We start from the raw sequence: 25,052 nt of genomic DNA, 5'->3' as shown, positions 1-25,052 counted from the left end.
GCCTTTTCAAAAAACTTAGGCGAAATTTACGACTCCGCGGCCGGCGGCAAATGCTGCTGGTCCGCGCGATCCGTCGTCGGCGTCGCCTGCGTCCGGTGGCGGATCGCACCAAGCGTATTCGTCGCAGCGACATTCTGCTGTTCATGACGATCCGCAATGAGAAAATCCGGCTGCCTTATTTTCTGGAATATTACCGGCGAATGGGCATCCAGCATTTTCTGGTCGTGGATAACGGCTCGGATGATGGCGGGCTGGAATATCTGGCCGAAGAACCCGATGTCTCGGTCTGGTCGACGCATGACAGCTACAAGGCATCGCGATTTGGCATCGACTGGATCAACTGGCTTTTGTACCGCTATGGCGCGGGCCATTGGTGCCTGACCGTTGATCCCGACGAATTCCTGATCTATCCGCATCACGATTCCCGCCCGATCAAGGCGCTGACCGACTGGCTGGATGCCTCGACGGTGAAATCCTTCTCGGCGATGCTGCTGGACATGTATCCCAAGGGCCAGATCGCCGCGCAGCCCTATCTTGAGGGCGGCGACCCGTTCCAGATCGCCAGCTGGTTTGACCCGGCGAATTACACGATCCGCAAGAATGGCGAATACTGGAACCTGTGGATTCAGGGCGGTCCGCGCTGCCGGGCGTTTTTCCGCGACAATCCCGAACAGGGACCGGCGCTGAACAAGATCCCGCTGGTGCGCTGGGAACGATCCTATGTCTATGTCAGTTCGACCCACATGCTGCTGCCCCGCTCATTGAATGTGGTCTATGACGAAGATGGCGGAGAGAAGGCCTCGGGCTGCCTTCTTCATGCCAAGTTCCTGTCGACCTTTGAAACCAAATCCGCCGAGGAGCTCGAGCGGCGACAGCATTATTCCGACAGCCAGGAATATATGGCCTATCACTCGGGCCTGCAGGAAAGTCAGGATTTCTGGTGCGACGAGTCGCGCCGCTTCGAGGATTGGCGGCAGCTTGAAAATCTGGGCCTGATCTCGAAGGGGAACTGGGCGTGAACGCGATGTCCGATCCGTCGCAGCCCTCATCGGCGGCGCATGTCCGGCTGGGCATTGTCATGCTGTGCCACAATGAGCTGCCGCGTGCGGCCAAGCTGGCACAGGTCTGGGCGGCGGGTGGGGCTGTGGTTGCGATCCATATCGACGCCAATGCCCCCGCCGATGAGGTGGCGACCCTGCGCGCCGATCTGGCCGGGCATGAGGACATCGTCTATTCGCGCCGCCACCGCTGCGAATGGGGCGCCTTCAGTCTGGTGCGGGCGACGCAGGATGCGGCTGCCCTGCTGCTGGACCGGTTCGAGGACATCACCCATGTCATGGTCGTCTCGGGGTCCTGCCTGCCGCTGCGCCCGGTCGCGGATCTGCGCGCTTTCCTTGCCCGACATCCGACGCGGGATTTCATCGAAAGCGTGACGGCGGCGGATGTCGGCTGGACCGTCGGCGGGCTGAACGAAGAGCGCTTCACCATGCGCTTCCCCTTTGCCTATCGCCGCCACCGGAAACTGTTCGATCGTTATGTCGCGTTGCAGCGGCGCTGGAAGTTCCGCCGCCATATCCCCGAGGGGCTGGTGCCGCATCTGGGTTCGCAATGGTGGTGCCTGACCCGCCCGACCCTGCACGCCATTCTGGCGGACCGCAGGCGGCCCGAATTCGACCGCTATTTCAGCCGGGTCTGGATTCCCGATGAAAGCTATTTCCAGACTCTGGCGCGGCGGCATTCGACCCAGATCGAAAGCCGGTCGCTGACGCTGGCCAAGTTCGACGGGCAGGGCAAACCCTATATCTTCTACAACGACCACCGGCAGTTGCTTGAGGAATCGGGCTGCTTTGTCGCGCGCAAGATCTGGCCGAATGCCACCGGGCTTTTCGCGCATTTCCCGCGCCCGCTAATTGGCGAGGCCTCGGCGGCCGAGCCACAGCCGGAGCGGGTCGACCGGATGATCGGGCAGGCGGTGGCGCGGCGCAAGCTGGGGCGGCCGGGGCTGTATATGCAAAGCCGCTTCCCCCGCAAGGACGCGGAAAACGGCAAGACCTCGGGGTCCTATGCGGTGATGCAGGGGTTTAGCGACCTGTTCCCCGATTTCGAGGAATGGCTGGCCGACCGCATCGATGCCGATGTGCATGGCCATGTGATGTCAAAGCATGGCGTCGAATTTGCCGGGCGCATGCCGATCGGGCCGGGGGGGTTGTCGGACAGCGCCGCGCTGCGCGATCTGGACCAGCGCGGCTTTGTCGCGAACCTGATCCGCATCTCGCAGCGCGAACAGATCGTCCAATACAGCCCGCGCGACAGTCAGGACCTGAACTGGTTCATGGCCACCGACCCCAATGCGCAGATCTTTGTCATCACCGGGGCATGGGCGGTGCCCTTGCTGCATTCGGGGATGCCTTTCGACGATATCCGCCGGGTTGCGGCCAAGCTGCAGCGCATTGAGCTGGCGCAGATCGACATCCTGAATTCGGTCTGGCTCAAGGCGCGGACGCGGGTCTGGGATCTGGGTGATTTCTGCTCGCGGCCCTCGGGGGTCATGCGCAATATCCTGCGCGACCTTGGCGGAGAGCCCGCAGCAGCCGCGAACCTGCCGCAGATGCGAGAGATCGCCGGCATGGGCCGCTTCCTGCAACGGCTGCGCAATGCCGGCCTGCGCCCGCAATTGATGGGTGAATTTCCCGTCGCCGATACCATGCCCAAGAAGGAAAACATCTGACAATGACCCAGGCATTTCAGCGCTTTGTGATTTTCGCCGAGATGCGGACGGGCTCAAACCTGCTTGAGGGGACGCTGAACGCGATCAAGCGCGTTACCTGTCATGGTGAGGCCTTCAACCCCTATATGATGGGCTGGCCCGACAAGGCCGAGATGAAGGGCATCACCATGGCCGAGCGGGATGAAAACCCGCATCGCCTGTTGGCCGCGATCTTTGACAAGCCGAACCATCTGCCGGGTTTTCGCTATTTCCACGACCACGACCCGCGCGTCTTTGACGCGATCATGGATGACCGCGCCTGCGCCAAGATCGTGCTGACCCGAAACCCGGTCGAAAGCTTCATCTCGACCGGGCTGGCGCGTGCCACCAACCAATGGAAGCTGAACGAGACCGAGAAACCGATCCAGACCACCGTCCGTTTCGACACCGGCGAATTCACACAGGCTGTCTCCGAGGTCGAGGAATTCCAGCTGAAAGTGCAGCACCGGCTGCAGACCTCGGGCCAGTCGGCCTTCTGGCTGGGCTATGAGGATCTGCGCGACGCCGAAGTGATGACCGGCCTGCTGCACTGGCTGGGCCGCACCGATCTGAAAAAGGTCGATCCGGCCAGCGATCTGGTGCCGCAAAACCCGCGCGAACTGGCCGAGAAGGTCTCGAATTTCGACGAGATGCAGGCGGCTTTGGCGAAGTTCGATCCGTTCATGCTGCGTAAGATCCCGAATTTCGAACCCAGACGCGGGGCCGCAGTCCCGTCCTTTGTCGCCTCGGATGCGGGCAAGGGGCTGATCTTCATGCCGATCAAGGGCGGTCCCTCGGATGTGGTGACCGGGTGGCTTGAGGGGCTGGGCGCGGTCACCGGCGATTTCAACCAGAACAGCCTGCGGCACTGGAAGCGCGACCATGTCGGGCATCGCAGCTTTACCGTGCTGCGCCATCCGCTGCGCCGGGCATGGGCCGCGTTTTCGGCGCTGATCTCGGGCGGGAATGCCGAGCTGCGCGAGCTGATGCGCCAGACCCATCGCGTGGCCCTGCCCGCGGACGGGGAACTGGCCACGCTGGACGAGGGCCGCAAGGCCGAGCTGTTCGAGGCGTTTCTGGACTTCCTGCGCCGCAATCTGAACGGCCAGACCTCACTGCAGACCTATCCGCAATGGGCGAGCCAGTCCGAGATTCTGGCCGGTTTCGCGCGTTTTGGCGCGCCCGACATGGTCCTGCGCGAAGCCGATCTGGATCGCGATCTGGGCTTTCTGGCGCACAGCGTCGGTGCGTCCGCGCCTGACGGGCTGAAGGACGAGAAATTCCCGGCCTTCCTCAAGGACCAGCCCCTGCGCGCAGCGGCGAAGAAAGCCTATCTGCGCGACTACATCGCCTTTGGCTTTGCGGGTCAGCCCTGATCAGCCCTGCGGCGTCATCGCCTTGCGCTGGCGGTTGCGCTCCAGCCCCAGTTGGTGCTCGCGCCAGATGATCAGGATACCGGCGCTGATCACCAGCGCCGCGCCGATCAGCATGACGACGGTGGGGGCCTCGTCAAAGACGAACCAGCCGATCAGCAGCGCCAGCAGCATCGAGGCATACTCAAAAGGCGCGACCAGCGAGGCATCGGCAAAGCGATAGGCCGAGGTCAGCAGGATCTGCCCCAGCCCGCCCAGCAATCCGATGGTGATCAGCAGGGCCAGAGTGCCGGGGCTGGGCATGACCCAGCCGAAAGGCAGCGTCAGCAGGCTGAGCAGCGTCGAGGTGACCGAGAACCAGAAGACGATGGCCGAGGTGCGTTCCTCTTGCACCAGCTTGCGCACAAAGATCATTGCCATCGCCGTGCAGGCCGCGCCGGTCAGGGTAACCACCGCGCCAAGGCTTTGACGCAGCTCCATTTCGGCGGTGTCGGTGAAGCGTGGCGACAACACGATGACCACGCCCAGCAGGCCCATGACCACCATGCTCATGCGAAACAGCCGCACCTCCTCGCCCAGAAACATCGCGGCAAAGATCACGGTCAGCAGGGGTGCGGCATAGCCGAGGGCCGTGACTTCGGGGAAGGGCAGCAGGGAAAGCGCCCAGAAGCCCAATCCCATCGCCATGGTGCCGACCAGCCCACGATAGAAATGCCCCATCGGACGGAAGGTTTTCAGCCCGACATGCAGCTCTCGCCGCCAGACCAGCCAGATCAGGATGACCGGAATCGCGAAAAGCGATCGGAAGAAGACCTGCTGCCCCGGTGGGACGCCCAAGCCACCCACCGAAGTCGCCTTGATCAGCGAGGCCATGATGGTGAACACCACCACGCTGATGCATTTCAAAAGTATTCCGCGCAAAGGACTTTGAGGCGTATGAATCGTGTGGATCATGGCAATCTTTGGCAGGCCCATCGCGCCGCATCGGCGACGGCTGGATCGGGATCATCCGCCAAGGCTTCGGCCAGCGGGCGCAGATGTGCAAGCCCCGAATTGCCGATTGCGTAAAGCACGTTCCTGACCATCCGGTCGCGCCCGATCCGCTTGATCGGACTGCCCGAGAAGCGCTCGCGGAAGGCGGCATCGTCCAGCACCACCAGCTCGGCCAGCGCCGGACCGCCATGCGGGCCGTGATAGCGCAGCTCGGTCGCGGCTTGGGCGAACTTGTTCCATGGGCAGGCGGCAAGGCAATCGTCGCAGCCATAGATGCGATTGCCCAGCATGGGCCGCAATTCGGGATCGACCGGGCCTTTATGTTCGATGGTCAGGTAGGAAATGCAGCGCCGCGCATCCAGCTGATAGGGCGCGGGGAAGGCCCCGGTCGGGCAGGCATCAAGGCAGGACCGGCAAGACCCGCAGCGTTCCCGTTCAGGCGCGTCCTTGGGCAGGTCCAGCGTGGTGAAGATCGCGCCCAGAAAGAACCAGCTGCCCAGATCGCGCGACAACAGGTTCGTGTGCTTGCCCTGCCAACCCAGCCCTGCCGCCTGCGCCAAGGGTTTTTCCATCACCGGGGCGGTGTCGACAAAGACCTTGATCTGACAACCGGTCTTCTGGACGAGCCAGCCGCCAAGGCGCTTCAGGCGCTTCTTGACCAGATCGTGGTAATCCTTGCCCTGCGCATAGACGCTGACCGCACCACGGTCGGGATGCTGGATGATCTCGGACGGGTCATGTTCGGGCGTGTAAAGCTCGGCCAGCATGATGACCGAACGCGCCTCGGGCCACAGAACGTCGGGGGCGGCGCGCCAATGGGTGCGCTCGGCCATCCATTCCATCTGGCCGTGGCGTTCCTTGGCCAGAAACTCGGCCAGCCTTTCGGGCAGATGCGGGTTGGCGTCAGGCGCGCAAATGCCAAGGGCCGAGAAACCCTCGGCCCGTGACTGTTCCTCAAGCGCGGAACGAATTTCGACGGGATCAGAAATCCAGGAGCGCATAATGCGGCGCCGGGTGAACCCCCGGCAGGTGATCGGCCAGAAGGCTGCGGAAAGCCGGGCGCGATTTGATCTTGGCGTACCATTCCTGCACTTCCGAGGAATGGGTCCAGTCCACGTCCGAGATGTAATCCAGACAGGACAGATGCGCGGCGGCGGCGAAATCGGCCAGCGTCATCACGTCGCCCGCCAGCCAGCGGCGATGCTCCAGCAGGGATTTCATGTAATCCATGTGGTAGCGGATCGAGGACAGCCCCGCCTTGACCGTGCGCGAATCCGGGTAGCCCAGGCGCATGACCTTTTTCCACACGCGTTCGTTCATGACCGGTCGGGTGCATTCATTGGCGAACTTGTCGTCGAACCACGAGCACAGGCGGCGCACCTCGTAGCGGTCGATGGCCGAGGCGGGCATCAGGGCCGGGCTGGGATAGCGCTCATCCAGATATTCGCAAATGGCCTGACTTTCGGCCAGCAGGCGACCGTCCATGCGCAGCACCGGCAGCTTGCCCGCCGGGTTGCGGCGCAGGATCTCGGAGCCGGGTTCCCAGAAGCGGTCCTCGACCAGTTCGACCTCGATGCGTTTTTCGGCCAGGACCAGACGCACCTTGCGGCAATAGGGCGACAGGGCGATGTGATACAGCCTGATCGTGGAGTTGGGCGAGGAAGTATTCATAGAGGGAAAACACCGGAGGTCGTTCGCGGACTATCTTCCTGATACGCTTCGCCTATCGAGGTTTCAACCGCGATGGGGTCAGCGATCAAGCAGCAGGCAGGAATCGCGCCCATCCGCGCGGATGGTGGCGGCGCCATCGGCAATTGCCCGCGCGCGGGCCGTGCCGCCCTGCGGCTTGCGCGATTTCGGAGCAGGCAGGATCGATGCCAGACCCGCCGCCTGCCGTCCCGTCAGCTTGTCGGGCGTGGTCTTGAAGTAATGCGCGGCGGCGGCATGGACGCCGAAGACGCCGGGACCAAATTCGGCAAGGTTCAGATAAACCTCGACGATGCGGCGCTTGGACCACAGCACCTCGATCATCGGGGTATACAGCGTTTCCAGCACCTTGCGGGGCCAGCTGCGGCCCTGCCACAGAAAGACGTTCTTGGCCGTCTGCTGCGAGATGGTCGAGGCCCCGCGACTGGAACCCGAAGCAACGACCTTGCGGATCTCGCTCATGTCGAAGCCCCAGTGGGTGCAGAAATTGGCATCTTCGGCCGCGACCACCGCGCGCACCATCGCGGGCGAGATATCGTCCAGCGCCGTCCATTCATGCGGCGTGCCCGTATGTTCGCGCATGCCCGCAATGATCGTCCAGCTGGTCGGCGGGTTGATGAACGAAAAGATGAAGACCAGCACGAACATCAGCGCCAGCAGCCGCAGTCCCAACCAGCGCGCCCAGCCCCAAGTCCACAACGCCGCGCGGCGCATCGGCTGCCAGCGCCGACCCGTTCGGGGCGGTAGCGGCGAGGCGATAGCCTCGGATTCCATGGGGCTGTTCTTGCGGGGCATTGGCGCGTCCTGTCACGCCAATGCCGTTTGCGTCAAGCTTTTGCGAATGTCGCGCAGGGCCGGGTTAGCTTTCGGGTGCTGCCGTGGTGTCGGCGGGGACTTTCGGGACTGCCGGCGGATCGGCCTCGGGGGCGCCCAAGGCGCTGCCCAGCTTGCCACCGGCAAAGGCCTCGCGCAGCTTCTCCTCGGTCTCTTCCGAGAGCGAGGTCTGCATGACCCGGCCACGCTTGTTGAAGGCCTCAAGCCGCGCCAGCACCTTGTCCGCGGTCATCTTGCGCACAAGGATGAACACCGCCGAGCCGCCCGGCGGAATCGACTTGCCCAGATCGCGCATGAAGTCGTCATTGATGCCGATATCGGTGAATTTCCCCGCGATTGCGCCCGAGGCCGCGCCGACCGCCGCCCCGATCAGCGGGTTCAGCAGGATCAGCCCGACCAGCGTGCCCCAGAACCCGCCGCCAAGCGCGCCCGCGGCGGTCAGGTTCACGGCCTGATGCAGTTGCACGTTATCGGCGGTGGGCCGGGTCACGACCACGGCATCCTCAAGCTGGATCAGGTATTCCTTTTGCATCTTCACCAGTTCGCTGCGCAGATCGAAGCCGGTGGTTTCATCGTCGAAGGCAATGACAAGCAGGTCGGACATGCGGGAAATCCTTTCGATTTGGAGGGCGCGTCCCAGCCCAGAACGTCCCATCCCGGCACCGCGTTCCCGACGCATCGCATGAAAGATCGACTTGGCTGTAAATCGGGGTTGTCACCCGCCACCCGCTTGATGCCAAATGCAAAGCAGTAAGACAGTCAACAGCGCGGCGGGGTACCCGGATGCTTGTCCAGCTTGTCCATATCCAAGTCCTTCCGGGGAAAAGGCAGGCCTTTCTGGATGCGTTCCGGCTGAACTGGGAAGGGTCGCTGCGCGAACCCGGCAATATCCGTTTCGACGTGCTCTGCGATCCCGAGGATGAGAACAGCTTTTCCATCTACGAAGTCTTTCAGGACGAGGCCGCGCTGGAAGCCCACCGCGCCACCGAACATTACCGCAGGTGCGTCGAACTGATCGCGCCGCTTTCCGACGGGCCGCGCAGCAAGCGCTTCTACCAGCCCGTCATGGTCGAACGGCCCGTGCGCGAAAGCGTCTGAGCCGCGCAGGACGGGACAAAGCGACAGGCCGATGCCGAACCCTCTTCGCCCCTACAACGCCCGGTTCCGCAGGCTGCTTGGCCGACCCGAGCCGGACTTCATGGCCGGTGCGGTGGAAAGCTGGACCGAGGCTCCCTCGGATATCCGTCGCGTGCGCCCGGCGCTGCATCTGCCCGGCCAGCTTGAGCGGGTGCGCGCCAGCGTTTTCGCCAATCTGGCCGAGACGGTCAGTGCCCTGACCCGCGACGGTGAGATGCGCGAGGGCGCGACCACGGGCTGGCGTTTCCGCAATGTCGATCTGATCGACGGCGTGCTTTACGGCGACGGGGCCGAGCTGCATCTGCGCAATCGCCAGCGTCGCTACGGGTTGGCCCTGCGCCCGCAACAGGCGGTCAGCGGCGCGCTTTATGAGACATGGACCACGAATCGCTGGTTCGGAAGCTGGCTGATGGAGGGTCCGGCGGCCTGGCTTCTGGCCTCGCGCCGGCACATGGCGATGACCACGGCGGCTCAGCCCAAGCCGGGCAGTCATGCCGCGCGCTATGAGCAGATCATGGGAATCGCGCCTCAGCGGATTGCGGGCGACGTGCATTTCGATGAGCTGATCCTGTTCGGTGACATGTCGAACAATGCCGACAAGCGCCGCAGGCAGCAGCAGATGCGCGAAAAGCTGCTGGCTGGGCGCGATCCCAAACCAGTGCCGGGCGTGTTCCTGCTGCGCGGGACGGCGGGTGATCTGCGGTTGCTGCGCAATGAACGCGAACTGGCCGAAAGGCTGGCGGCCGAGCGTGGCTTTCTGGTGATCGACCCGCTTGCCGCAACGGCGGATGAGCTGATCGAGGCCTGCAGCGCGGCGCGTGCCATTGTCGGGGTCGAGGGCAGCCAACTGGTCCATGGCATCATCGCCGCCCCCCAAAACGCCGCGATTCTGCCGATCCAGCCGCCTGATCGGGTGGCGGCGACGCTGAAGGGCTTGACCGATCGGCTTGATCAGCGTTTCGGCCTGCTGGTGGCCGAGGGGAATGACACGGTCTTCACGCTGAACTGGCGCGACCTTGCGGCGACGCTGGACCTGTTTGACTGACATGTCTGGAAAGTATGTGCGTGGTTGCGACCACTCTTTCCGGTATCTGGCGATATTCTGGAAAAAGTGGTGAGCCCGACAGGATTCGAACCTGTGACCCACTGATTAAAAGTCAGTTGCTCTACCAACTGAGCTACGGGCCCACTGCACTTGGCGGCTAACTAGGGGTGGTGGCGGACGGGGTCAACCCACGAAATGCCCGGATGAACAGGAAAAATGCGAATGGCCGCAAATTGTTCAAAATGCCCGGTGGAACGGAAAATATAAGTTGGAATTGTGCGAGATGTCGCGTGGGGCAAATTCTCGCCACGCTGTCCATTGATTTGATTTCAAGGGAAAAAGTGGTGAGCCCGACAGGATTCGAACCTGTGACCCACTGATTAAAAGTCAGTTGCTCTACCAACTGAGCTACGGGCCCACTGCACAGGGCGGCTAACTAGGGGCGGCGACTGTTGTGGTCAAGCGGAAAATCACGACCTCTGGAAAAAACATTCGGGCCAGCGTATGTGAGCGATCATGGAACAGCAGCAAAACCTGGACAGGCACGCGCCCTGGCCCTTCATGAAGATGCATGGGCTTGGCAATGATTTCGTGGTCATCGACGGTCGCAAGACCGGCGGTGGGCCGGGCAGTGCCGTGATCGCGGCCATGGCCGACCGGCATTTCGGCGTCGGATTCGACCAATTGGCCGTCATCCTGCCCTCGGATCAGGTCGATGCGCGGCTGGTCTTCTATAATGCTGATGGCTCGATTTCGGCCGCCTGCGGCAATGCCACGCGCTGCATCGCGCGTCATTTGCTGAACGAATCAGGCGCGAAAACGCTGCGTCTGGCCACCGATCATGCGGTCCTGATGGCCGAGGATGCCGGAAACGGCCTGACCCGGGTGAACATGGGGCCGCCGGTGCTGGACTGGGACCGCATCCCCTTGGCGCAGGATATCGACACGCTGCATCTGCCGATCGACGGCGATCCGGTCGCGACCGGCATGGGCAACCCGCACATGACCTTCTTTGTCCCCGACGTCTCCGCCATCCATCTGGAGCATTTCGGCCCCATCCACGAGAATCACCCGCTTTATCCGCAGCGCACCAATGTGGAAATCGTGCAGGTCGTCTCGAAGGATGAGATCATCCTGCGCATCTGGGAACGCGGGACCGGGATCACCTGGGCCTCGGGGTCGTGTTCCTGCGCGGCAGTTGTCGCCGCGGCACGGCGCGGGCTGACGGGTCGCCGGGTCAAGGTGAACGTGCCCGGCGGCGTGCTGGAAATCGACTGGCGCGAGGACGGGGTCTGGATGACCGGCCCGACCGCGCATGTCTTTGACGGGGTGTGGCGCGGATGAAGGATCAGGCGAACACTCCGGTCTTTGCGACACTTGGCTGTCGGCTGAACGCCTATGAGACCGAGGCCATGCGCGAAATGGCCGATGCGGCGGGGCTGAAAGGCGCGGTGATCGTGAACACCTGCGCCGTCACCGCCGAGGCCGTCCGCAAGGCCCGGCAGGAAATCCGCCGCCTGTCGCGCGAAAATCCCGGCGCGCCGGTGATTGTCACCGGCTGCGCTGCCCAGACCGAGCCCGAGACCTTTGCGGCCATGCCCGAAGTCTCGCGCGTGATCGGCAACCATGAAAAGATGCAGCCCGCGACTTGGGCGGGCATTCAGGCCCCCGACCTGATCGGCCAGACCGAAAAGGTGCAGGTCGATGACATCATGTCGATCAAGGAAACCGCGGGCCATCTGATCGACGGTTTCGGCCGCCATCGGGCCTATGTGCAGGTCCAGAACGGCTGCGACCATCGCTGTACCTTCTGCATCATCCCTTACGGCCGCGGCAATTCGCGCTCGGTTCCGGCGGGCGTCGTCGTCGATCAGATCAAGCGCCTGCGCGATCGCGGCTTCAACGAAGTCGTGCTGACCGGGGTCGACCTGACCTCATGGGGTGCCGACCTGCCGGGCCAGCCGAAACTGGGCGATCTGGTCATGCGCATTCTGCGGCTGGTTCCCGATCTGCCGCGCCTGCGCATCAGCTCGATCGATTCGATCGAGGCCGATGAAAACCTGATGCTGGCCATCGCTAGCGAACCCCGCTTGATGCCGCATCTGCATCTGTCCTTGCAGGCGGGCGATGACATGATCCTGAAGCGGATGAAGCGCCGCCACCTGCGCGACGACGCCATCCGCTTCTGCGAGGATGCGCGCAAGCTGCGTCCCGGCATCGTCTTTGGTGCTGATATCATTGCCGGTTTCCCGACCGAAACCGAGGACATGTTCGAAAACAGCCTGAGGCTGGTCGATGATTGCGGCCTGACCTTCCTGCATGTCTTTCCCTATTCCGCGCGCAAGGGCACGCCCGCCGCGCGGATGCCGCGTGTCGCCGGTCCCGCGATCAAGGATCGTGCGGCCCGTCTGCGCGCCAAGGGTGATGCGGCATTGTCCAGCCACTTGCAGGCGCAGATCGGACAGACCCGTCTGGTCCTGACCGAAGGCCCGCGTCTGGCCCGGACCGAGCATTTCACCGAAGTCTCTTTTGACCGCGACATGCCCGAAGGCTCGCTGATCGAAGTCGCGATCATCGGCCATGACGGGCAACGGCTGATCGCCTGAATCCTGCTGCCGGGGCGCATGTCCCCGGCCGCGAATGGCCGATATGCCACGCGAAATTGCGCCACACCCATCCATTTCGACAGGTAGGTGAACAATTTCTTGCTGCATGGCAGCATGGCCAATAATTCTTTGCGGATGACGCTTCTTTACACACATCCGTCGGGATTTCGGCATGTTACGCCACCCAGCCACCCCGAACAGGTGGCAAGACTTGACGCCGTGGAAAAAGCCTTGGCCGATCTGGAGCTTGACCGTCGCGATACCCCCGATGCCACGGATGACGACATCCTGCGCTGTCATCCGCTGGCCTATCTGTCGATGGTGCGACGCAAGGTCCCGTCCGAAGGCTGGACCATGCTTGACGCCGATACCTACCTGTCGCCGGGCAGCCTGATCGCTGCGCGCCATGCGGTTGGTGGCGTCTGCGCGGCGGTGGATGCGGTGCTGGCAGGGCAGGGGCGCAATGCCTTTGTCGCCATGCGCCCGCCGGGGCATCATACCGAACGCGCCCGTCCCATGGGGTTCTGCATCTTCAACTCGATCGCCATCGGCGCGATGCGGGCGCTGGATCACCACGGTCTGGACCGGGTGGCAGTGCTGGATTTCGACGTCCATCACGGCAATGGTACGCAGGATCTGCTGTGGAATGAACCGCGTGCCTTTTTCGCCTCGACCCATCAGTATCCGCTGTATCCCGGGACCGGCGCGGCCAGCGAGCGCGGCGCGCATGACCAGATCATGAATGTCCCCCTGCATTCTGGCACCGATGGCGGCCCGGCCCGTGACGCTTGGGCGGCGATCTGCGCGCGTGTCGTCGACTGGCAGCCGCAACTGGTTCTGGTCTCGGCCGGGTTCGATGCGCATGTCGATGATCCGCTGGCATCGCTGGCTTGGGACGAGGGCGATTTCGGCGCAATTACGCGGATGATCTGCGACGCGGCGGCTGCATGTTCGGCCCCGGTGGTATCGGTCCTCGAAGGCGGTTATGATCTGGCCGCTTTGGGCCGCTCGGCGCGCGTCCATGTCCAAGTTCTGAGGGAGACGGCCGCATGACCGGGATCGAAAACATGTCCTTCGAGGAAGCCATGCGCGAGCTTGAGGCGACCGTCGGCAAGCTTGAGCATGGTGAGGCCACGCTTGAGGAATCGATCGCGCTTTACGAACGCGGTGCGGCGCTGCGCGCCCATTGCGACAAGGTCCTGCGCGCTGCCGAGGAACGGGTCGAGAAAATCACCCTTGCCGCGAATGGCCAGCCGACCGGCACGGTCCCCGTCGAGGGGCTGTGATGCAAACCCGCCTTGAGGATGTGAAGGCGCAGGTCCAGACCGCGCTTGATGAGGCCATGGCGCATCTGCCGCCGGGCGAGCTTTCCGACGCGATGCGCTACGCCTGTATCGGCGGCAAGCGGCTGCGCGCCTTTCTGGTCATGGAATCGGCGCGGCTTTTCGGCCTGTCCGACCGCGAATCCCTGCCCGTTGCCGCCGCTGTCGAGGCGCTGCATGCCTATAGCCTTGTCCATGACGATCTGCCGTCGATGGATGACGACGACCTGCGCCGCGGCCTGCCGACCTGCCATATCCAATGGTCCGAAGCGACCGCCATTCTGGCCGGCGACGCGCTGCAGACGCTGGCCTTCGGTCTGCTGACCGAAGCCCAGATCGGTGGCCCGGAAACCCGCCTGTCGCTGATCCGCACCTTTGCCGAGGCTGTTGGTGCGCGCGGCATGGTCTGGGGTCAGGCGCTGGACATCGCCGCCGAAACCGCGATCCAGCCGCTGGACATCATCGCCATCAAGCGGCTGCAAGGCGCCAAGACCGGCGCGCTGATCGTGTTCTCGGCCACCGCAGGCGCGATCATGGCGGGTGAGGACACCGCTGCCCTGACCGAATATGCCCGCAATATCGGCCTGGCCTTCCAGATTCAGGACGACATTCTGGACGTGACCGGCAATGAGGCCGAGACCGGAAAACGCCTGAACAAGGACGATGCCGCGGGCAAGGCGACCTTTGTTTCGCTGCTGGGCCTTGACGGCGCGCAGGATAAGGCGCGCAAACTGGTCCGTGCCGCCGAGGCCGCACTTGAACCCTATGGCGACGATGCCGGAAACCTGCGCCAGCTTGCGCGGTTTATCATCGAACGCGACGCCTGAAATTCCAGACGAAAGGGTCAGCCATGAGCCAGACCGACCAACCCGACCGCCCCGCGACGCCGGTGCTTGACCGTGTCAGCCTGCCCTCGGACATGAAGGCGCTGACCGACCGAGAGCTGATCCAGCTGGCCGACGAACTGCGCGCCGAAACGATCAGCGCCGTGTCCTGCACGGGCGGCCATCTGGGCGCGGGGCTGGGCGTCGTGGAACTGACCGTGGCGCTGCATGCCGTGTTCGAGACGCCCCGCGACAAGATCATCTGGGACGTGGGCCATCAATGCTACCCGCACAAGATCCTGACCGGGCGCCGCGACCGCATCCGCACCCTGCGCACCGAAGGCGGGCTGTCGGGCTTCACCAAGCGTTCCGAAAGCCCCTATGACCCGTTCGGGGCCGGGCATAGCTCGACCTCGATCAGCGCGGCGCTGGGTTTTGCGATGGCGCGCGAATTGGGCGGCGATCCGGGCGATGCGATCGCGGTGATCGGCGATGGCGCGATGACCGCCGGCATGGCCTTTGAGGCGATGAACAATGCGGGCGATCTGGGCAAGCGCCTGTTCGTGGTGCTGAACGACAATGAAATGTCGATTGCGCCGCCGACCGGGGCGCTGTCGCGCTATCTGACCCGGCTTTATGCCGAACGCCCGCTGCAGGATCTCAAGGCCATGGCCAAGGGCGCGGTGGGTTTCCTGCCGCCGACCCTTCAGGAAGGCGCGCGCCGCGCCAAGGAAATGCTCAAGGGCATGACCATCGGCGGCACCCTGTTCGAGGAACTGGGCTTTTCCTATGTCGGCCCGGTCGACGGCCATGACCTGACCCAGTTGCTGCCGCTGCTGCGCACCCTGCGCGAGCGCGCGACCGGCCCGGTGCTGATCCATGCGGTGACGAAAAAGGGCAAGGGCTATGCCCCCGCCGAACGCGCCGCCGACAAGGGCCACGCGACCGCGAAATTCGACGTGGCGACCGGCACGCAGGCCAAGGCGAAATCCAATGCGCCCAGCTATACCTCGGTCTTTGCCCGGGCGCTGGTCGATCAGGCAAGCCGCGACGACAAGATCGTGGCCGTGACCGCCGCCATGCCGGACGGGACCGGGCTGAACCTGTTCGCGGAACGCTTCCCACGCCGCTGCTTCGATGTGGGCATCGCGGAACAGCATGCCGTGACCTATGCGGCGGGGCTGGCTGCGGGGGGGATGAAGCCCTTCTGCGCGCTTTACTCGACCTTCCTGCAGCGCGGCTATGATCAGGTCGTGCATGACGTGGCGATCCAGCGCCTGCCGGTGCGCTTTGCGATCGACCGCGCCGGGCTGGTTGGTGCCGACGGTGCGACCCATGCCGGGGCCTATGATATCGCCTTCATGGCGAACCTGCCCGGCATGGTGGTCATGGCCGCCGCGGATGAGGCCGAGCTGGCCCATATGGTTGCCACCGCCGCTGCCCATAATGACGGCCCCATTGCCTTCCGCTATCCGCGTGGCGAGGGCATGGGCGTCGAGATGCCGGAACGCGGCACGCCGCTGGAAATCGGCAAGGGCCGCGTCATCTGCGAAGGCAAGCGCGTCGCCATCCTGTCCTTCGGCACCCGTCTGGCCGAGGTCATGCGCGCCCGCGAGGAACTGGTGGCGCTTGGCATCCAGCCGACTGTGGTCGATGCCCGCTTTGCCAAACCCCTCGACCGCGAATTGATCCTGCGCCTTGCGGCCACGCATGAGGCGCTGATCACCATCGAGGAAGGCTCGGTCGGCGGCTTCGGCAGTCTGGTCGCGCAGCTTCTGTCCGACGAGGGCGTCTTTGATGATGGGCTGCGCTTCCGCCAGATGGTCCTGCCAGACACCTTCATCGACCATGCCAGCCCCGAAGCCATGTACCGCGAGGCGCGCATGTCCGCCCCCGACATCAAGGCCAAGGTGCTGGAAGTGCTGGGCATCGCCCAGATCGCCGAACGGCGGGCGTGACCCGGTCCGGCTGAAACATATTCTCTAACCGTGGCGAAAGCGCACGGACCGACTGACAGGAAAGATCCCTCGATGCTGCGTATCCTTATGACCGGACTTGCGCTGACCCTGCCGCTGGCGCTCAACGCGCAGGAGGCCCCCGCCGCTGCCGCGCCGAAATCGGCCCCGGCAGCTGCACCCGCCCCGGCAGCCGAGGCTGCCAAGCCGGCCGCGCCCGCTCCGGCAGCGGCTCCTGCTGCACCGGCCCCGGCTCCGGCACAGGCCGCGCAGGCCAGGCCGCCGGAATATCTGCCCAATCTCTACGACGTCACTGTGGTCGAGACATGGGACACGCTGAACGTGCGCGAAACGCCGGACGGGCAGGGCAAGGTCATCGCGACGCTGCCCGCCACCGCCAAGGGGATCGAACTGCTGGCCCGCGACCGCGAGGGCAAATGGGGCAAGGTCAATGTCGGCGAACAGACCGGCTGGGTTGCCCTGCGCTTCCTGAAACTGGAACCCGGCATCTGGCAGCCCGCTTCGCTGCCACAAAGCCTGCACTGCAGCGGGACCGAACCGTTCTGGTCACTGAAAGCCGTGAAATCCGGGCTGGTCTTTTCCGAGCCCGATCAACCCGAGCGCCAGCTGGAACTGCGCAAGGTCATGGATCGCGGCATCGAGGGCGAACCGACCCGCGGCCTGATCGCCGGCGACGGCAAGGGCCGGGTCACCGCCTTCATGCGCCCGGCGCAATGCAGCGACGGGATGTCGGATCGCGACTTTGCACTGGCGGTGTCGGTCATCCTTGACGGTCAGGACATGCCGTCGCGGATGCTGACCGGCTGCTGCTCGATCGCGCGCTGACCGTCAGTCGTCAGGGGCGGCCAGCAGCAGCGCCGCCAATCCGCTGCGGTAATCGGGGTGGATCAGGGCAATGCCCAGCTCCTCCTTGATGCGGCGGTTCGAGACGCGCTTGCTTTCGGCATAGAAAGACCGGGCCATCGGCGTCATTTCGGCGGTGGCGAAATCCTCGGCCGGTGGCAGGGGAAGGCCCAGCAGGGTGGCGGCATGGGCGATGACTTCCTCGGGTGGGGCAGGGTCATCGTCGCACAGGTTATAGATCCCGCCCGCGCGCGGGGCCTTGATCGAGGCCAGCAGCACCTGCGCGATATCCTCGGCGTGGATGCGGGAAAACACCTGTCCGGGCTTTACGATGCGCCGCGCCGTGCCCGCCCGGACCTTGGCGAAGGGGCCACGCCCCGGCCCATAGATCCCGGCAAGGCGAAAGATATGCAGCGGCAGGCCGTTGGCCGCAGCCAGTTCCTGCCAGCCCTGCTCGGCTGCCACCCGCTCGACCCCGCGACGGGTCGAAGGGGTCAGGGGCGTCGTCTCATCGACCCAGCCGCCAGCGTGATCCCCGTAAACCCCAGTCGTCGACAGATAACCCAGCCAGCGCGGCTGGGCGCGCGCGATATCGTCGGCGAACTCGGTCAGGGCAGGGTCGCTGCCCGCTTCCGGTCCGGCCGAGATCAGGATGGCATCGGCCTGTGCGATGCGCTCGCGGATCGCGGGCACATCGCCCGGCCATAGCAGCGGCTCGGCCCCGGTTGCGGCGACGCGTTTGGGGGCGCTGCGGGTCGTGCCGGTCACCTCCCAGCCTTCGGCCCGCAAGAGCGACGTCAGGAAGCCAGCGGAATAGCCATGGCCAAGGACCAGCATCCTCATGCCCGGCCCCGCAGGATCTCGGCGGCCATTTCAAACGAGCGATGGCGAGCCTGCTGGTCGTAGATATTGCCGACTAGGATCAGCTCATCCGGGCGGTAACGGGCGATCAAACCGTCCAACTGCGCGGTGACGGTCGCGGGTGCACCGACAGCGCTGACCGACAGCGCCTGCTGAACCGAGGGCAGAACCGCCGCCGGAACTTCCTGCGAGATGTCATCGACCGGCGGCGGCAGCAGCCCCGGAGTGCCCAGCCGCAACCGGGCAAAGCTGATCATCTGGCTGGTGCGCAACCGCTGCGCCTGCGCGTCGGTATCAGCGACGATCACGTTCACCGCCAGCATGAAGCGCGGACGCTCGCCAAAGGGCGTCTGCTCGAAGCGTTCGCGGTAAAGTTGCACGGCCTGATCCAGATCGCCGGGCGCGAAATGGCTGGCAAAGGCATAGGGCAGACCCAACGCCGCAGCCAGACTGGCACCATAAAGCGACGAGCCCAGAATCCACACCGGAACATTCGTGCCCTGACCGGGATGGGCGGCAACGCGGGCCTGCGGCTGCTCGGGGCCCAGATAGCGCAGCAGCTCGACCACGTCGTTCGGGAAGTCCTCGTTGCGCGACATGCTGCGGCGAAGCGCATGCATCACCGCGCCATCGCCGCCCGGCGCGCGGCCAAGCCCCAGATCGATGCGGTCGCCATGGATGGTGGCCAGCGTCCCGAACTGTTCGGCAATGGCCAGAGGCGCGTGATTGGGCAGCATGACGCCACCCGCGCCGACCCGGATTGTCCGGGTCTGACCGGCGACATGGTTGATCAGCACCGAGGTCGCCGCGCTGGCGATGCCGGGCATATTGTGATGCTCGGCCAGCCAGAAGCGGTGATAGCCCCAGTCCTCGGCGGCCTGTGCCAGCGCCACGGAATTGGCGATGGCCTGACGGGCATCCGAGCCCTCGGCCACGACGGCCAGATCAAGAATGGAAAATTGCATCGGGATCACTCCTTTGCATGTCAGATAGGCGCGCCTCAGCCCGCTTGCCAGTGCCGATGGCGGCTGGCACAGTTCCGGAAAAAGGAGCAGCGCGCATGATGACCGACCATCGGCAATTGCCGGTCGAGACCCCCGAAGTGGCAGGAATGGTCTATTTCGACGACCCCGATGCCGCCGTTGCCCATCTGATCAAGCTTTATGAGCGTGCCTCGCATTTCCTGCTGGACCGTTTCATGGCCACGCTTGAGGGCACGCAGCCGCAGGCCCGCTACCGCGCCTTTTATCCGGAATTGCGGATGATCGTGTCGAGCCATGCCAAGACCGACTCGCGCCTGTCCTTCGGCCATGTCGCGCTGCCGGGCAGCTATTCGACCACGGTGACGCGGCCCGACCTGTTCCGCGGCTACCTGACCGAACAGATCGCCCTGCTGATGAAGAATCACGGCGTCGCGGTTGCAGTGGGCGACAGCGACACGCCGATGCCGGTGCATTTCGCGGTGGCGACGCAAAGCACGCTGAATGTGCCGCAGGAGGGCGTTCTGTCCTTCCCGCTGCGCGATGTTTTCGACGTGCCCGACCTGAACACGATGAACGACGACATCGTGAACGGCACCGCCGGGCCGAACCCGGATGGCAGCCATCCGCTGGCGCCCTTTACCGCGCAGCGCGTGGATTATTCGCTGGCGCGGCTGTCGCATTACACCGCGACCCTGCCCGAGCATTTCCAGAATTTCGTGCTGTTCACCAACTACCAGTTCTACGTCGATGAATTCGAGGCCTTCGCCCGTCGCGCCCTTGGCGATCCGGATTCGGGCTATACCGAATTCGTCGCACCCGGAAACCAGATCCTTGAACGCCCCGAGGATCTGCTGGTCACCGGTGCCAAGACGCCGCAGATGCCCGCCTATCACCTGAAGCGCCCGGATGGTGATGGAATCACGCTGGTGAACATCGGGGTGGGGCCCTCGAACGCCAAGACGGCCACCGACCATATCGCGGTGCTGCGGCCCCATGCCTGGCTGATGGTCGGCCATTGCGCCGGGCTGCGCAACAGCCAGTCCCTGGGTGATTTTGTGCTGGCCCATGCCTATCTGCGCGAGGATCACGTGCTGGATGACGACCTGCCGGTCTGGGTGCCGATCCCGGCCTTGGCCGAGGTGCAGGTGGCGTTGCAGGACGCCGTGGCCGAGGTCACGCAGCTGGAAGGCTATGAGCTGAAGGGCATCATGCGGACCGGCACCGTCGCCACCATCGACAACCGCAACTGGGAATTGCGCGACCAGTCCGGCCCGGTGCAGCGCCTGTCGCAATCGCGGGCGGTGGCGCTGGACATGGAAAGCGCGACCATCGCCGCGAATGGTTTCCGCTTCCGCGTGCCCTACGGCACCTTGCTGTGCGTTTCCGACAAGCCCCTGCACGGAGAGCTGAAGCTGCCCGGCATGGCCACGGATTTCTATCGCACGCAAGTTGCCAATCATTTGATGATCGGAATTCGTGCAATGGAGAAGCTGCGCGCGACTCCGCTTGATCGGATACATTCGCGCAAGTTGCGCTCATTCAACGAGACGGCGTTCCTGTAACGGGCCTGCATGGCGGCTTGTTTCGCAGCGTTTGCTGGGGATAATCCGCCAAAAATGGCTTGCACCCTTCTCAAAAAGCTTGTGTAGCGACGCGCATGCCGCCAAGGTGGCGTCCGAAAATTTCCCGAATGGGAAACAACGAGGAGACAGACTAATGGCTCAGGCCGCTTCCAAACCGATGACCAAGACCCAGCTGGTCGCCACGCTGGCCGAAGAAATGGGCAGCGACAAGAAGACCGCTACCGCTGCGCTGGACGCGCTTTCGGCCGTTGTCGCCAAGACCGTCGCCGATGGCGGCGCTCTGACCCTGCCGGGCATCGGCAAAGTCGCCTGCCGCGCCCGCCCCGAGCGTCAGGTCCGCAATCCGCAGACCCAGGAAATGATGACCAAGCCCGCCGACAAGGTGGTCAAGATCACCATCGCGAAAGCGCTGAAAGACAGCGTCAACGCCTGATCCTTGGCGGATCACAGATTCGGGGCCGTGCAGATCTGCGCGGCCCCTTTTTCATGCGCATGCATGCGGGGTTCCGCCGGTCTGCGGCTTTTGCCTTGCGCGCGCTTCCTCGTATGGTAGCCCAGCTGTGACGGATTGACGCGAGGGCGGCAGGACATGGATTTGCGGGCAATTGCGATGGGGGTCGGGTTCGCACTGTTCTGGGCCTCGGCATTCACCACGACGCGGATCATTGTCACCGCCGCGCCGCCCCTGACCGCGCTGGTCATCCGTTTTGCGCTGTCAGCGGTCATCGCTATGCCGCTGGCGCTGGCGATGGGGCAAAGCCTGCGCCTTAGCCGGGCCGAATGGCGCACCGTCATCATCTTTGGCATCTGCCAGAATGCGCTGTATCTGGGGCTGAACTGGATCGCGATGCAGCATGTCGAGGCCTCGGCTGCCGCCATCATCGCCTCGATGATGCCGCTGGTCGTGGCGTTCCTTGGCTGGCTGCTTTACCGCGAGAAACTGCGGCCGATGGCGGTGGCCGGGCTGGTGCTGGGCGTCATCGGGGTCTGTGTGATCATGGGCGTGCGGCTGAAGCACGGGCTGGACGTGCCGGGCATGATCCTGTGCCTGATCGCGGTGGTGGCGCTGGCGGTGGCAACGCTGGCCGCGCGCGGTGTCGGCGGCAGTCCCAACATGATGACCATCGTTGCCATGCAGATGGCGGTTGGCGCGGTCACGCTGGCCATTCCCGCCGCGATCATGGAATGGGGCCGCCCCGTCGAATGGAGCGGCCGCCTGCTGTGGTCCTTCCTTTACACGGTGCTGGCACCGGGAATCGGCGCGACATGGATCTGGTTTCTGCTGGTCGGCCGCGTCGGCGCGGTCCGGGCCGCGACCTTTCACTTCCTGTCGCCGATCTTCGGCGTGGCCATTGCCGCAGCACTGCTGGGCGAACGGTTCGGCGCCTCGGACGTGATCGGCGCGGGCGTGGTGGCGGCAGGCATCCTGATGGTGCAACTGGCCCGGCTGCCCGCCGCCGCGCCGCCTCAGCCGTCCAGTTCCGCGGTCCGCGCCATCGACGGGCGCGACTGAACCCGGCCTGCCCATTCCGCGACGGCGGGGGTGCTTTTCATCACGTCGCCGAAATAGATGAACGGTCCCGCCACCAGCAGGTCGGCAGCTGAAAAACTGTCGCCCAGCAGCCAAGGCTGGCGGGTCAGCACCTCATCCAGCCGCGCCAGCATGGTGTCGTAATCGCGGAAAGTGGCCTGCAGCGCCGGGTGTTTCAGCCCGGTGAACTCCAGAACCGCGACCGGTTCGACCACGCCCTGATACCAGAACAGCCAGCTCAGATATTCGCCGCGCTTCGGATCGCCGGGCAGAGGGCCCATGCGCCCCTCGGGGAACAGGTCAGTCAGATACAGCATGATCGCGCCGCGTTCGCGGATATGGTCATGGCCGTTCACCAGATAGGGCACCTTGCCCTCGGGGTGGGGGTTGGCGGGATCGCGCCCGCCCGAGCCGTCCTGACGCGGAATGGTGACATGACGGATCTCGACCTCATCAAGCGCATCGAGTTCGAGCAGCAGGGAAAGGATGCTGGTCGAGCGGCTTTTCGGCGAATGGAATAGGGTCAGCATGCTGGCCTCCTGTTGTGGATGCGGGCAGGATGCGCCATCCCTGCTGACAGAAGGTGACAGTATGTCCCGTACCGACCGGCTGATGCGACTGATGGATGCGTTGCGCCGCCTGCCTGCGCCGGTCACCGCCGCGCGTCTGGCGGACGAAACCGGGGTGTCGCCCCGCCAGCTTTACCGCGACATCGCCACCTTGCGCGCCGGGGGCGCCCTCATCGATGGCGAGGCGGGTCTGGGCTATTCCCTGACCGAGGACCCGGCGCTTCCGCCGCAAAGCTTCTCGCGGCTGGAAATCGAGGCGCTGCTGCTGGCCGTTTCCGGCCTACGGGCTTTGGCCGATGACGCGCTGGCCCGCGCCGGAGAGGACGCGCTGGCCCGGATCATTGCCACTCTGCCGGAATCGCAGGGCCGTCACGCCATGCATGCGACCATGCGGCTGTTCCGGCCAGCGGCTACCCGTCCCGCGCCGTCGGTCGACATGGACCTGCTGCGTCAGTCGCTATGGGAGGAACGCAGTCTGCTGATCGATTATCTGGACCTGAACGACCAGCCCAGCCAGCGCGAGATCTGGCCTCTGGGCCTGAGCTACAGCGACAACAGCATGATGCTGCTGGCCCATTGCCGTCTGCGCGAGGATTTCCGCGTGTTTCACGTTCCCCGCATCACACGGATGGAGCGCGGCCCGACCAGCTTTCGCCCGCGTCGGGTCGCGCTGTTGCGTGACTATGTCGGCAGCAGGGCTACTCGGCCGCCAGCGGGGTAAAGATCGCCGTCGAGCGGTCGCAGCGGTAATGCCGCAGATATTCCGGTGCGTGATCGGCAAGGTTGCAGACCGCGTCCAGGATCGCGTCCACCTCGGCGCGGGGTGCGGCCCAGCACAGGTTCAGGCGGACAAAGCCCGGCTTCTCGATCTCCTCGCCCGCAAGGATCGCGGCGCGCATCCGGTCGGATTCGGCGCGCGAAAGGCCCAGCAGGTGATGGACATAAGGCCCGGCGCAGGCACAACCGCCACGCGCCTGCACGCCGTGCAGGTCCGACAGCATCCGCGTCGCCAGCTGCTGATGGACGAAACCGCCTTGCCCGTCGCGGATGCGGAAGCTGAAGAAAGGCAGGCGCGGCGCGTCCAGATTACCCAGCAACTGGATGCGCGGATGCGACCCCAGCCGTTTTAGCCCCAGAGCCAGCCATTCAGCATTGCGGGTGTCGATGGCATCCTGCCCGACCGCCGCCTTGGTCAGGAAAACCAGCGCCGCGCGGATGTCGCCGACGACATTGGGCGTCCCGCCTTCCTCACGCGCCTCAAGCGAGGTCGAATAATCATGCCCCTCGGGCGAGACGAAACGCACCGTGCCCCCGCCGGGCAGGGTCGGGCGACTGGCCGTCACTGCATCGCGGCGCACCACCAGCACGCCCGAGGCCCCCGGTCCGCCGATGAACTTGTGCGGCGAGGCGACCACAGCATCCATTTCCAGACCCATGTCGATCGGCAGATACGGCGCACCGCCCGCATAATCCCAGACCACCCGCGCGCCCGCAGCCTTCAGCAGCGCCGTGACCTGCGCGACATCGGTCAGCGTGCCGGTGACATTCGAGGCCGCCGAGAACGCGCCGATGACCGGGCCTTCCGCTGCTGCCAATGCGGCGCGCAGGGCGTCCAGATCGGGGCCGCCCGTCACGGCTTCGGGGATGTCCACGACCCGCGCCCCGCTTTCGCGCCAGGGCAGGATGTTCGAGTGATGCTCATAGGGGCCGATCAGCACCGTGGTGCCGGGGCCAGCACCCAACAGATGCACCAGCCGGTTGATGCCCTGTGTCGCCCCCGAGCCGGTGAAGATCACCGCGTGTTCGGGTCCCGCGCCGATGCATTCCGCAATTGCCGCGCGGCCCGCGCGCCGCAGGCGCGTCATGGTGCCGCCGCAATGGCTGGCCTCGGTATGGCTGTTGGCATACCAAGGCAGTACGTTTTCCATCACCCATTGTTCTATCGCGCGCAGTGCCCGCCCCGAGGCAATGTAATCGGCATAGATCAGCGGACGGGGGCCGAAAGGCCCGTCGATCACCGCATCGCGGCCGATCAACCCGTCATGGATCGTGTGCAGGGGGGTATCGCCCAACTGGGCAAAATAACTGTCAAAGGGGGGCATGGTCTTCCTCGTACTCC

Annotated in this window: 25 protein-coding genes and 2 tRNA genes; 16 read left to right on the top strand and 11 right to left on the bottom strand. The window is 64.6% G+C overall.

The features are described 5' to 3' along the window. The first annotated feature begins 50 nt into the window (after positions 1-50). The 3 genes from GL300_RS04870 to GL300_RS04860 are packed head-to-tail and all read left to right on the top strand — an operon-like array spanning position 51 to position 4,122. Positions 51-1,019, top strand: coding sequence for a glycosyltransferase family 2 protein (locus GL300_RS04870; protein WP_155038406.1), 969 nt, complete (start codon positions 51-53; stop codon positions 1,017-1,019). Positions 1,020-1,024: 5 nt separating this feature from the next. Further along, positions 1,025-2,728, top strand: a complete 1,704-nt coding sequence (locus tag GL300_RS04865; RefSeq protein WP_225612069.1) for a DUF5927 domain-containing protein — start codon at positions 1,025-1,027, stop codon at positions 2,726-2,728. 2 nt (positions 2,729-2,730) lie between these two features. Further along, on the top strand, positions 2,731-4,122 hold the full coding sequence (locus tag GL300_RS04860; protein ID WP_155038405.1) for a hypothetical protein: 1,392 nt from the start codon (positions 2,731-2,733) through the stop codon (positions 4,120-4,122). Here the strand turns inward: GL300_RS04860 and GL300_RS04855 are convergent, their stop codons facing one another. From GL300_RS04855 to GL300_RS04835, 5 genes are all read right to left on the bottom strand, one after another. Next, positions 4,123-5,073, bottom strand: a complete 951-nt coding sequence (locus tag GL300_RS04855; RefSeq protein ID WP_155038404.1) for a DMT family transporter — start codon at positions 5,071-5,073, stop codon at positions 4,123-4,125. Further along, positions 5,070-6,113 (bottom strand): tRNA epoxyqueuosine(34) reductase QueG, encoded by a 1,044-nt coding sequence (gene queG / locus GL300_RS04850; RefSeq protein WP_155038403.1) that lies wholly within the window; start codon positions 6,111-6,113, stop codon positions 5,070-5,072. Before queG ends, GL300_RS04855 begins: the two co-directional genes overlap by 4 nt. Next, positions 6,094-6,783 (bottom strand): FtsZ-binding protein FzlA, encoded by a 690-nt coding sequence (gene fzlA / locus GL300_RS04845; RefSeq protein WP_155038402.1) that lies wholly within the window; start codon positions 6,781-6,783, stop codon positions 6,094-6,096. The genes queG and fzlA overlap by 20 nt, the downstream gene beginning before the upstream one ends. A 78-nt stretch (positions 6,784-6,861) precedes the next feature. Next, entirely contained in the window at positions 6,862-7,614 is a 753-nt protein-coding gene (gene mtgA, locus GL300_RS04840) for a monofunctional biosynthetic peptidoglycan transglycosylase (protein ID WP_246195074.1), read from the bottom strand. Positions 7,615-7,678: 64 nt separating this feature from the next. Further along, complete coding sequence (locus tag GL300_RS04835) at positions 7,679-8,257, bottom strand: DUF1269 domain-containing protein (protein WP_155038401.1); 579 nt, start codon at positions 8,255-8,257, stop codon at positions 7,679-7,681. Between the two features lie 179 nt (positions 8,258-8,436). On the opposite strand from GL300_RS04835, the gene GL300_RS04830 reads away from it, so the two are divergent. After that, on the top strand, positions 8,437-8,751 hold the full coding sequence (locus GL300_RS04830) for an antibiotic biosynthesis monooxygenase (RefSeq protein WP_155038400.1): 315 nt from the start codon (positions 8,437-8,439) through the stop codon (positions 8,749-8,751). 31 nt (positions 8,752-8,782) lie between these two features. Beyond that, the gene (locus GL300_RS04825; protein ID WP_155038399.1) at positions 8,783-9,835 is read left to right on the top strand and encodes a glycosyltransferase family 61 protein; all 1,053 of its coding nucleotides are present in this window, start codon (positions 8,783-8,785) and stop codon (positions 9,833-9,835) included. Between the two features lie 67 nt (positions 9,836-9,902). On the opposite strand, the gene GL300_RS04820 is transcribed toward GL300_RS04825, so the two are convergent. Both GL300_RS04820 and GL300_RS04815 read right to left on the bottom strand, forming a co-directional pair. Continuing rightward, positions 9,903-9,978, bottom strand: a tRNA-Lys gene (locus GL300_RS04820). Positions 9,979-10,177: 199 nt separating this feature from the next. Continuing rightward, positions 10,178-10,253: transfer RNA gene (locus GL300_RS04815), tRNA-Lys, on the bottom strand. Between the two features lie 98 nt (positions 10,254-10,351). On the opposite strand from GL300_RS04815, the gene dapF reads away from it, so the two are divergent. From dapF to GL300_RS04780, 7 genes are all read left to right on the top strand, one after another. Then, a complete protein-coding gene (gene dapF / locus GL300_RS04810) occupies positions 10,352-11,179 on the top strand; it encodes a diaminopimelate epimerase (RefSeq protein ID WP_155038398.1) in 828 nt (275 codons plus the stop codon). Continuing rightward, complete coding sequence (gene mtaB, locus GL300_RS04805; RefSeq protein ID WP_155038397.1) at positions 11,176-12,441, top strand: tRNA (N(6)-L-threonylcarbamoyladenosine(37)-C(2))-methylthiotransferase MtaB; 1,266 nt, start codon at positions 11,176-11,178, stop codon at positions 12,439-12,441. Before dapF ends, mtaB begins: the two co-directional genes overlap by 4 nt. 135 nt (positions 12,442-12,576) lie before the next feature. Continuing rightward, positions 12,577-13,494, top strand: coding sequence for a histone deacetylase family protein (locus GL300_RS04800; RefSeq protein ID WP_155038573.1), 918 nt, complete (start codon positions 12,577-12,579; stop codon positions 13,492-13,494). After that, positions 13,491-13,727 carry an exodeoxyribonuclease VII small subunit gene (locus GL300_RS04795; RefSeq protein ID WP_155038396.1) on the top strand — a complete coding sequence of 79 codons (237 nt, stop codon included), beginning with the start codon at positions 13,491-13,493 and terminating at the stop codon, positions 13,725-13,727. The genes GL300_RS04800 and GL300_RS04795 overlap by 4 nt, the downstream gene beginning before the upstream one ends. Further along, the gene (locus GL300_RS04790) at positions 13,727-14,590 is read left to right on the top strand and encodes a polyprenyl synthetase family protein (protein ID WP_155038395.1); all 864 of its coding nucleotides are present in this window, start codon (positions 13,727-13,729) and stop codon (positions 14,588-14,590) included. The genes GL300_RS04795 and GL300_RS04790 overlap by 1 nt, the downstream gene beginning before the upstream one ends. A 23-nt stretch (positions 14,591-14,613) precedes the next feature. Beyond that, positions 14,614-16,545 carry a 1-deoxy-D-xylulose-5-phosphate synthase gene (gene dxs / locus GL300_RS04785; protein ID WP_155038394.1) on the top strand — a complete coding sequence of 644 codons (1,932 nt, stop codon included), beginning with the start codon at positions 14,614-14,616 and terminating at the stop codon, positions 16,543-16,545. A gap of 72 nt (positions 16,546-16,617) precedes the next feature. Beyond that, entirely contained in the window at positions 16,618-17,388 is a 771-nt protein-coding gene (locus GL300_RS04780; protein WP_246195073.1) for a COG3650 family protein, read from the top strand. Between the two features lie 3 nt (positions 17,389-17,391). Here GL300_RS04780 and GL300_RS04775 read toward each other — a convergent pair whose 3' ends face one another. Continuing rightward, entirely contained in the window at positions 17,392-18,249 is an 858-nt protein-coding gene (locus GL300_RS04775; protein WP_155038393.1) for an SDR family oxidoreductase, read from the bottom strand. Next, positions 18,246-19,232 (bottom strand): LLM class flavin-dependent oxidoreductase, encoded by a 987-nt coding sequence (locus GL300_RS04770; protein WP_155038392.1) that lies wholly within the window; start codon positions 19,230-19,232, stop codon positions 18,246-18,248. Before GL300_RS04770 ends, GL300_RS04775 begins: the two co-directional genes overlap by 4 nt. 95 nt (positions 19,233-19,327) lie before the next feature. Between GL300_RS04770 and GL300_RS04765 the strand changes: the two genes are divergently transcribed. The 3 genes from GL300_RS04765 (at position 19,328) to GL300_RS04755 (ending at position 22,346) form a co-directional block, all read left to right on the top strand. Continuing rightward, positions 19,328-20,812 (top strand): AMP nucleosidase, encoded by a 1,485-nt coding sequence (locus GL300_RS04765; protein WP_370576823.1) that lies wholly within the window; start codon positions 19,328-19,330, stop codon positions 20,810-20,812. A 154-nt stretch (positions 20,813-20,966) separates the two neighbouring features. Further along, positions 20,967-21,266, top strand: a complete 300-nt coding sequence (locus GL300_RS04760) for an HU family DNA-binding protein (protein WP_155038391.1) — start codon at positions 20,967-20,969, stop codon at positions 21,264-21,266. Between the two features lie 156 nt (positions 21,267-21,422). After that, positions 21,423-22,346: a DMT family transporter gene (locus tag GL300_RS04755; RefSeq protein ID WP_155038390.1), complete on the top strand. Its 924-nt coding sequence runs from the start codon at positions 21,423-21,425 to the stop codon at positions 22,344-22,346. On the opposite strand, the gene GL300_RS04750 is transcribed toward GL300_RS04755, so the two are convergent. Beyond that, complete coding sequence (locus GL300_RS04750) at positions 22,301-22,894, bottom strand: glutathione S-transferase family protein (protein WP_155038389.1); 594 nt, start codon at positions 22,892-22,894, stop codon at positions 22,301-22,303. The two genes, GL300_RS04755 and GL300_RS04750, sit on opposite strands and share 46 nt — an antisense overlap. Before the next feature lie 61 nt (positions 22,895-22,955). Here GL300_RS04750 and GL300_RS04745 point away from each other — a divergent pair, with 61 nt between their 5' ends. Then, the gene (locus GL300_RS04745) at positions 22,956-23,654 is read left to right on the top strand and encodes a helix-turn-helix transcriptional regulator (protein ID WP_155038388.1); all 699 of its coding nucleotides are present in this window, start codon (positions 22,956-22,958) and stop codon (positions 23,652-23,654) included. Here GL300_RS04745 and GL300_RS04740 read toward each other — a convergent pair. Then, positions 23,632-25,035, bottom strand: coding sequence for an aminotransferase class V-fold PLP-dependent enzyme (locus GL300_RS04740; RefSeq protein WP_155038387.1), 1,404 nt, complete (start codon positions 25,033-25,035; stop codon positions 23,632-23,634). The genes GL300_RS04745 and GL300_RS04740 overlap by 23 nt on opposite strands. Positions 25,036-25,052 lie beyond the last annotated feature (17 nt).

It is taken from the genome of Paracoccus litorisediminis, from assembly GCF_009711205.1.
Taxonomy (GTDB): Bacteria; Pseudomonadota; Alphaproteobacteria; order Rhodobacterales; family Rhodobacteraceae; genus Paracoccus; species Paracoccus litorisediminis.
The sequence above is the reverse complement of the archived record's forward strand: the minus strand, read 5'-3'. Positions and strand labels throughout refer to the sequence as shown.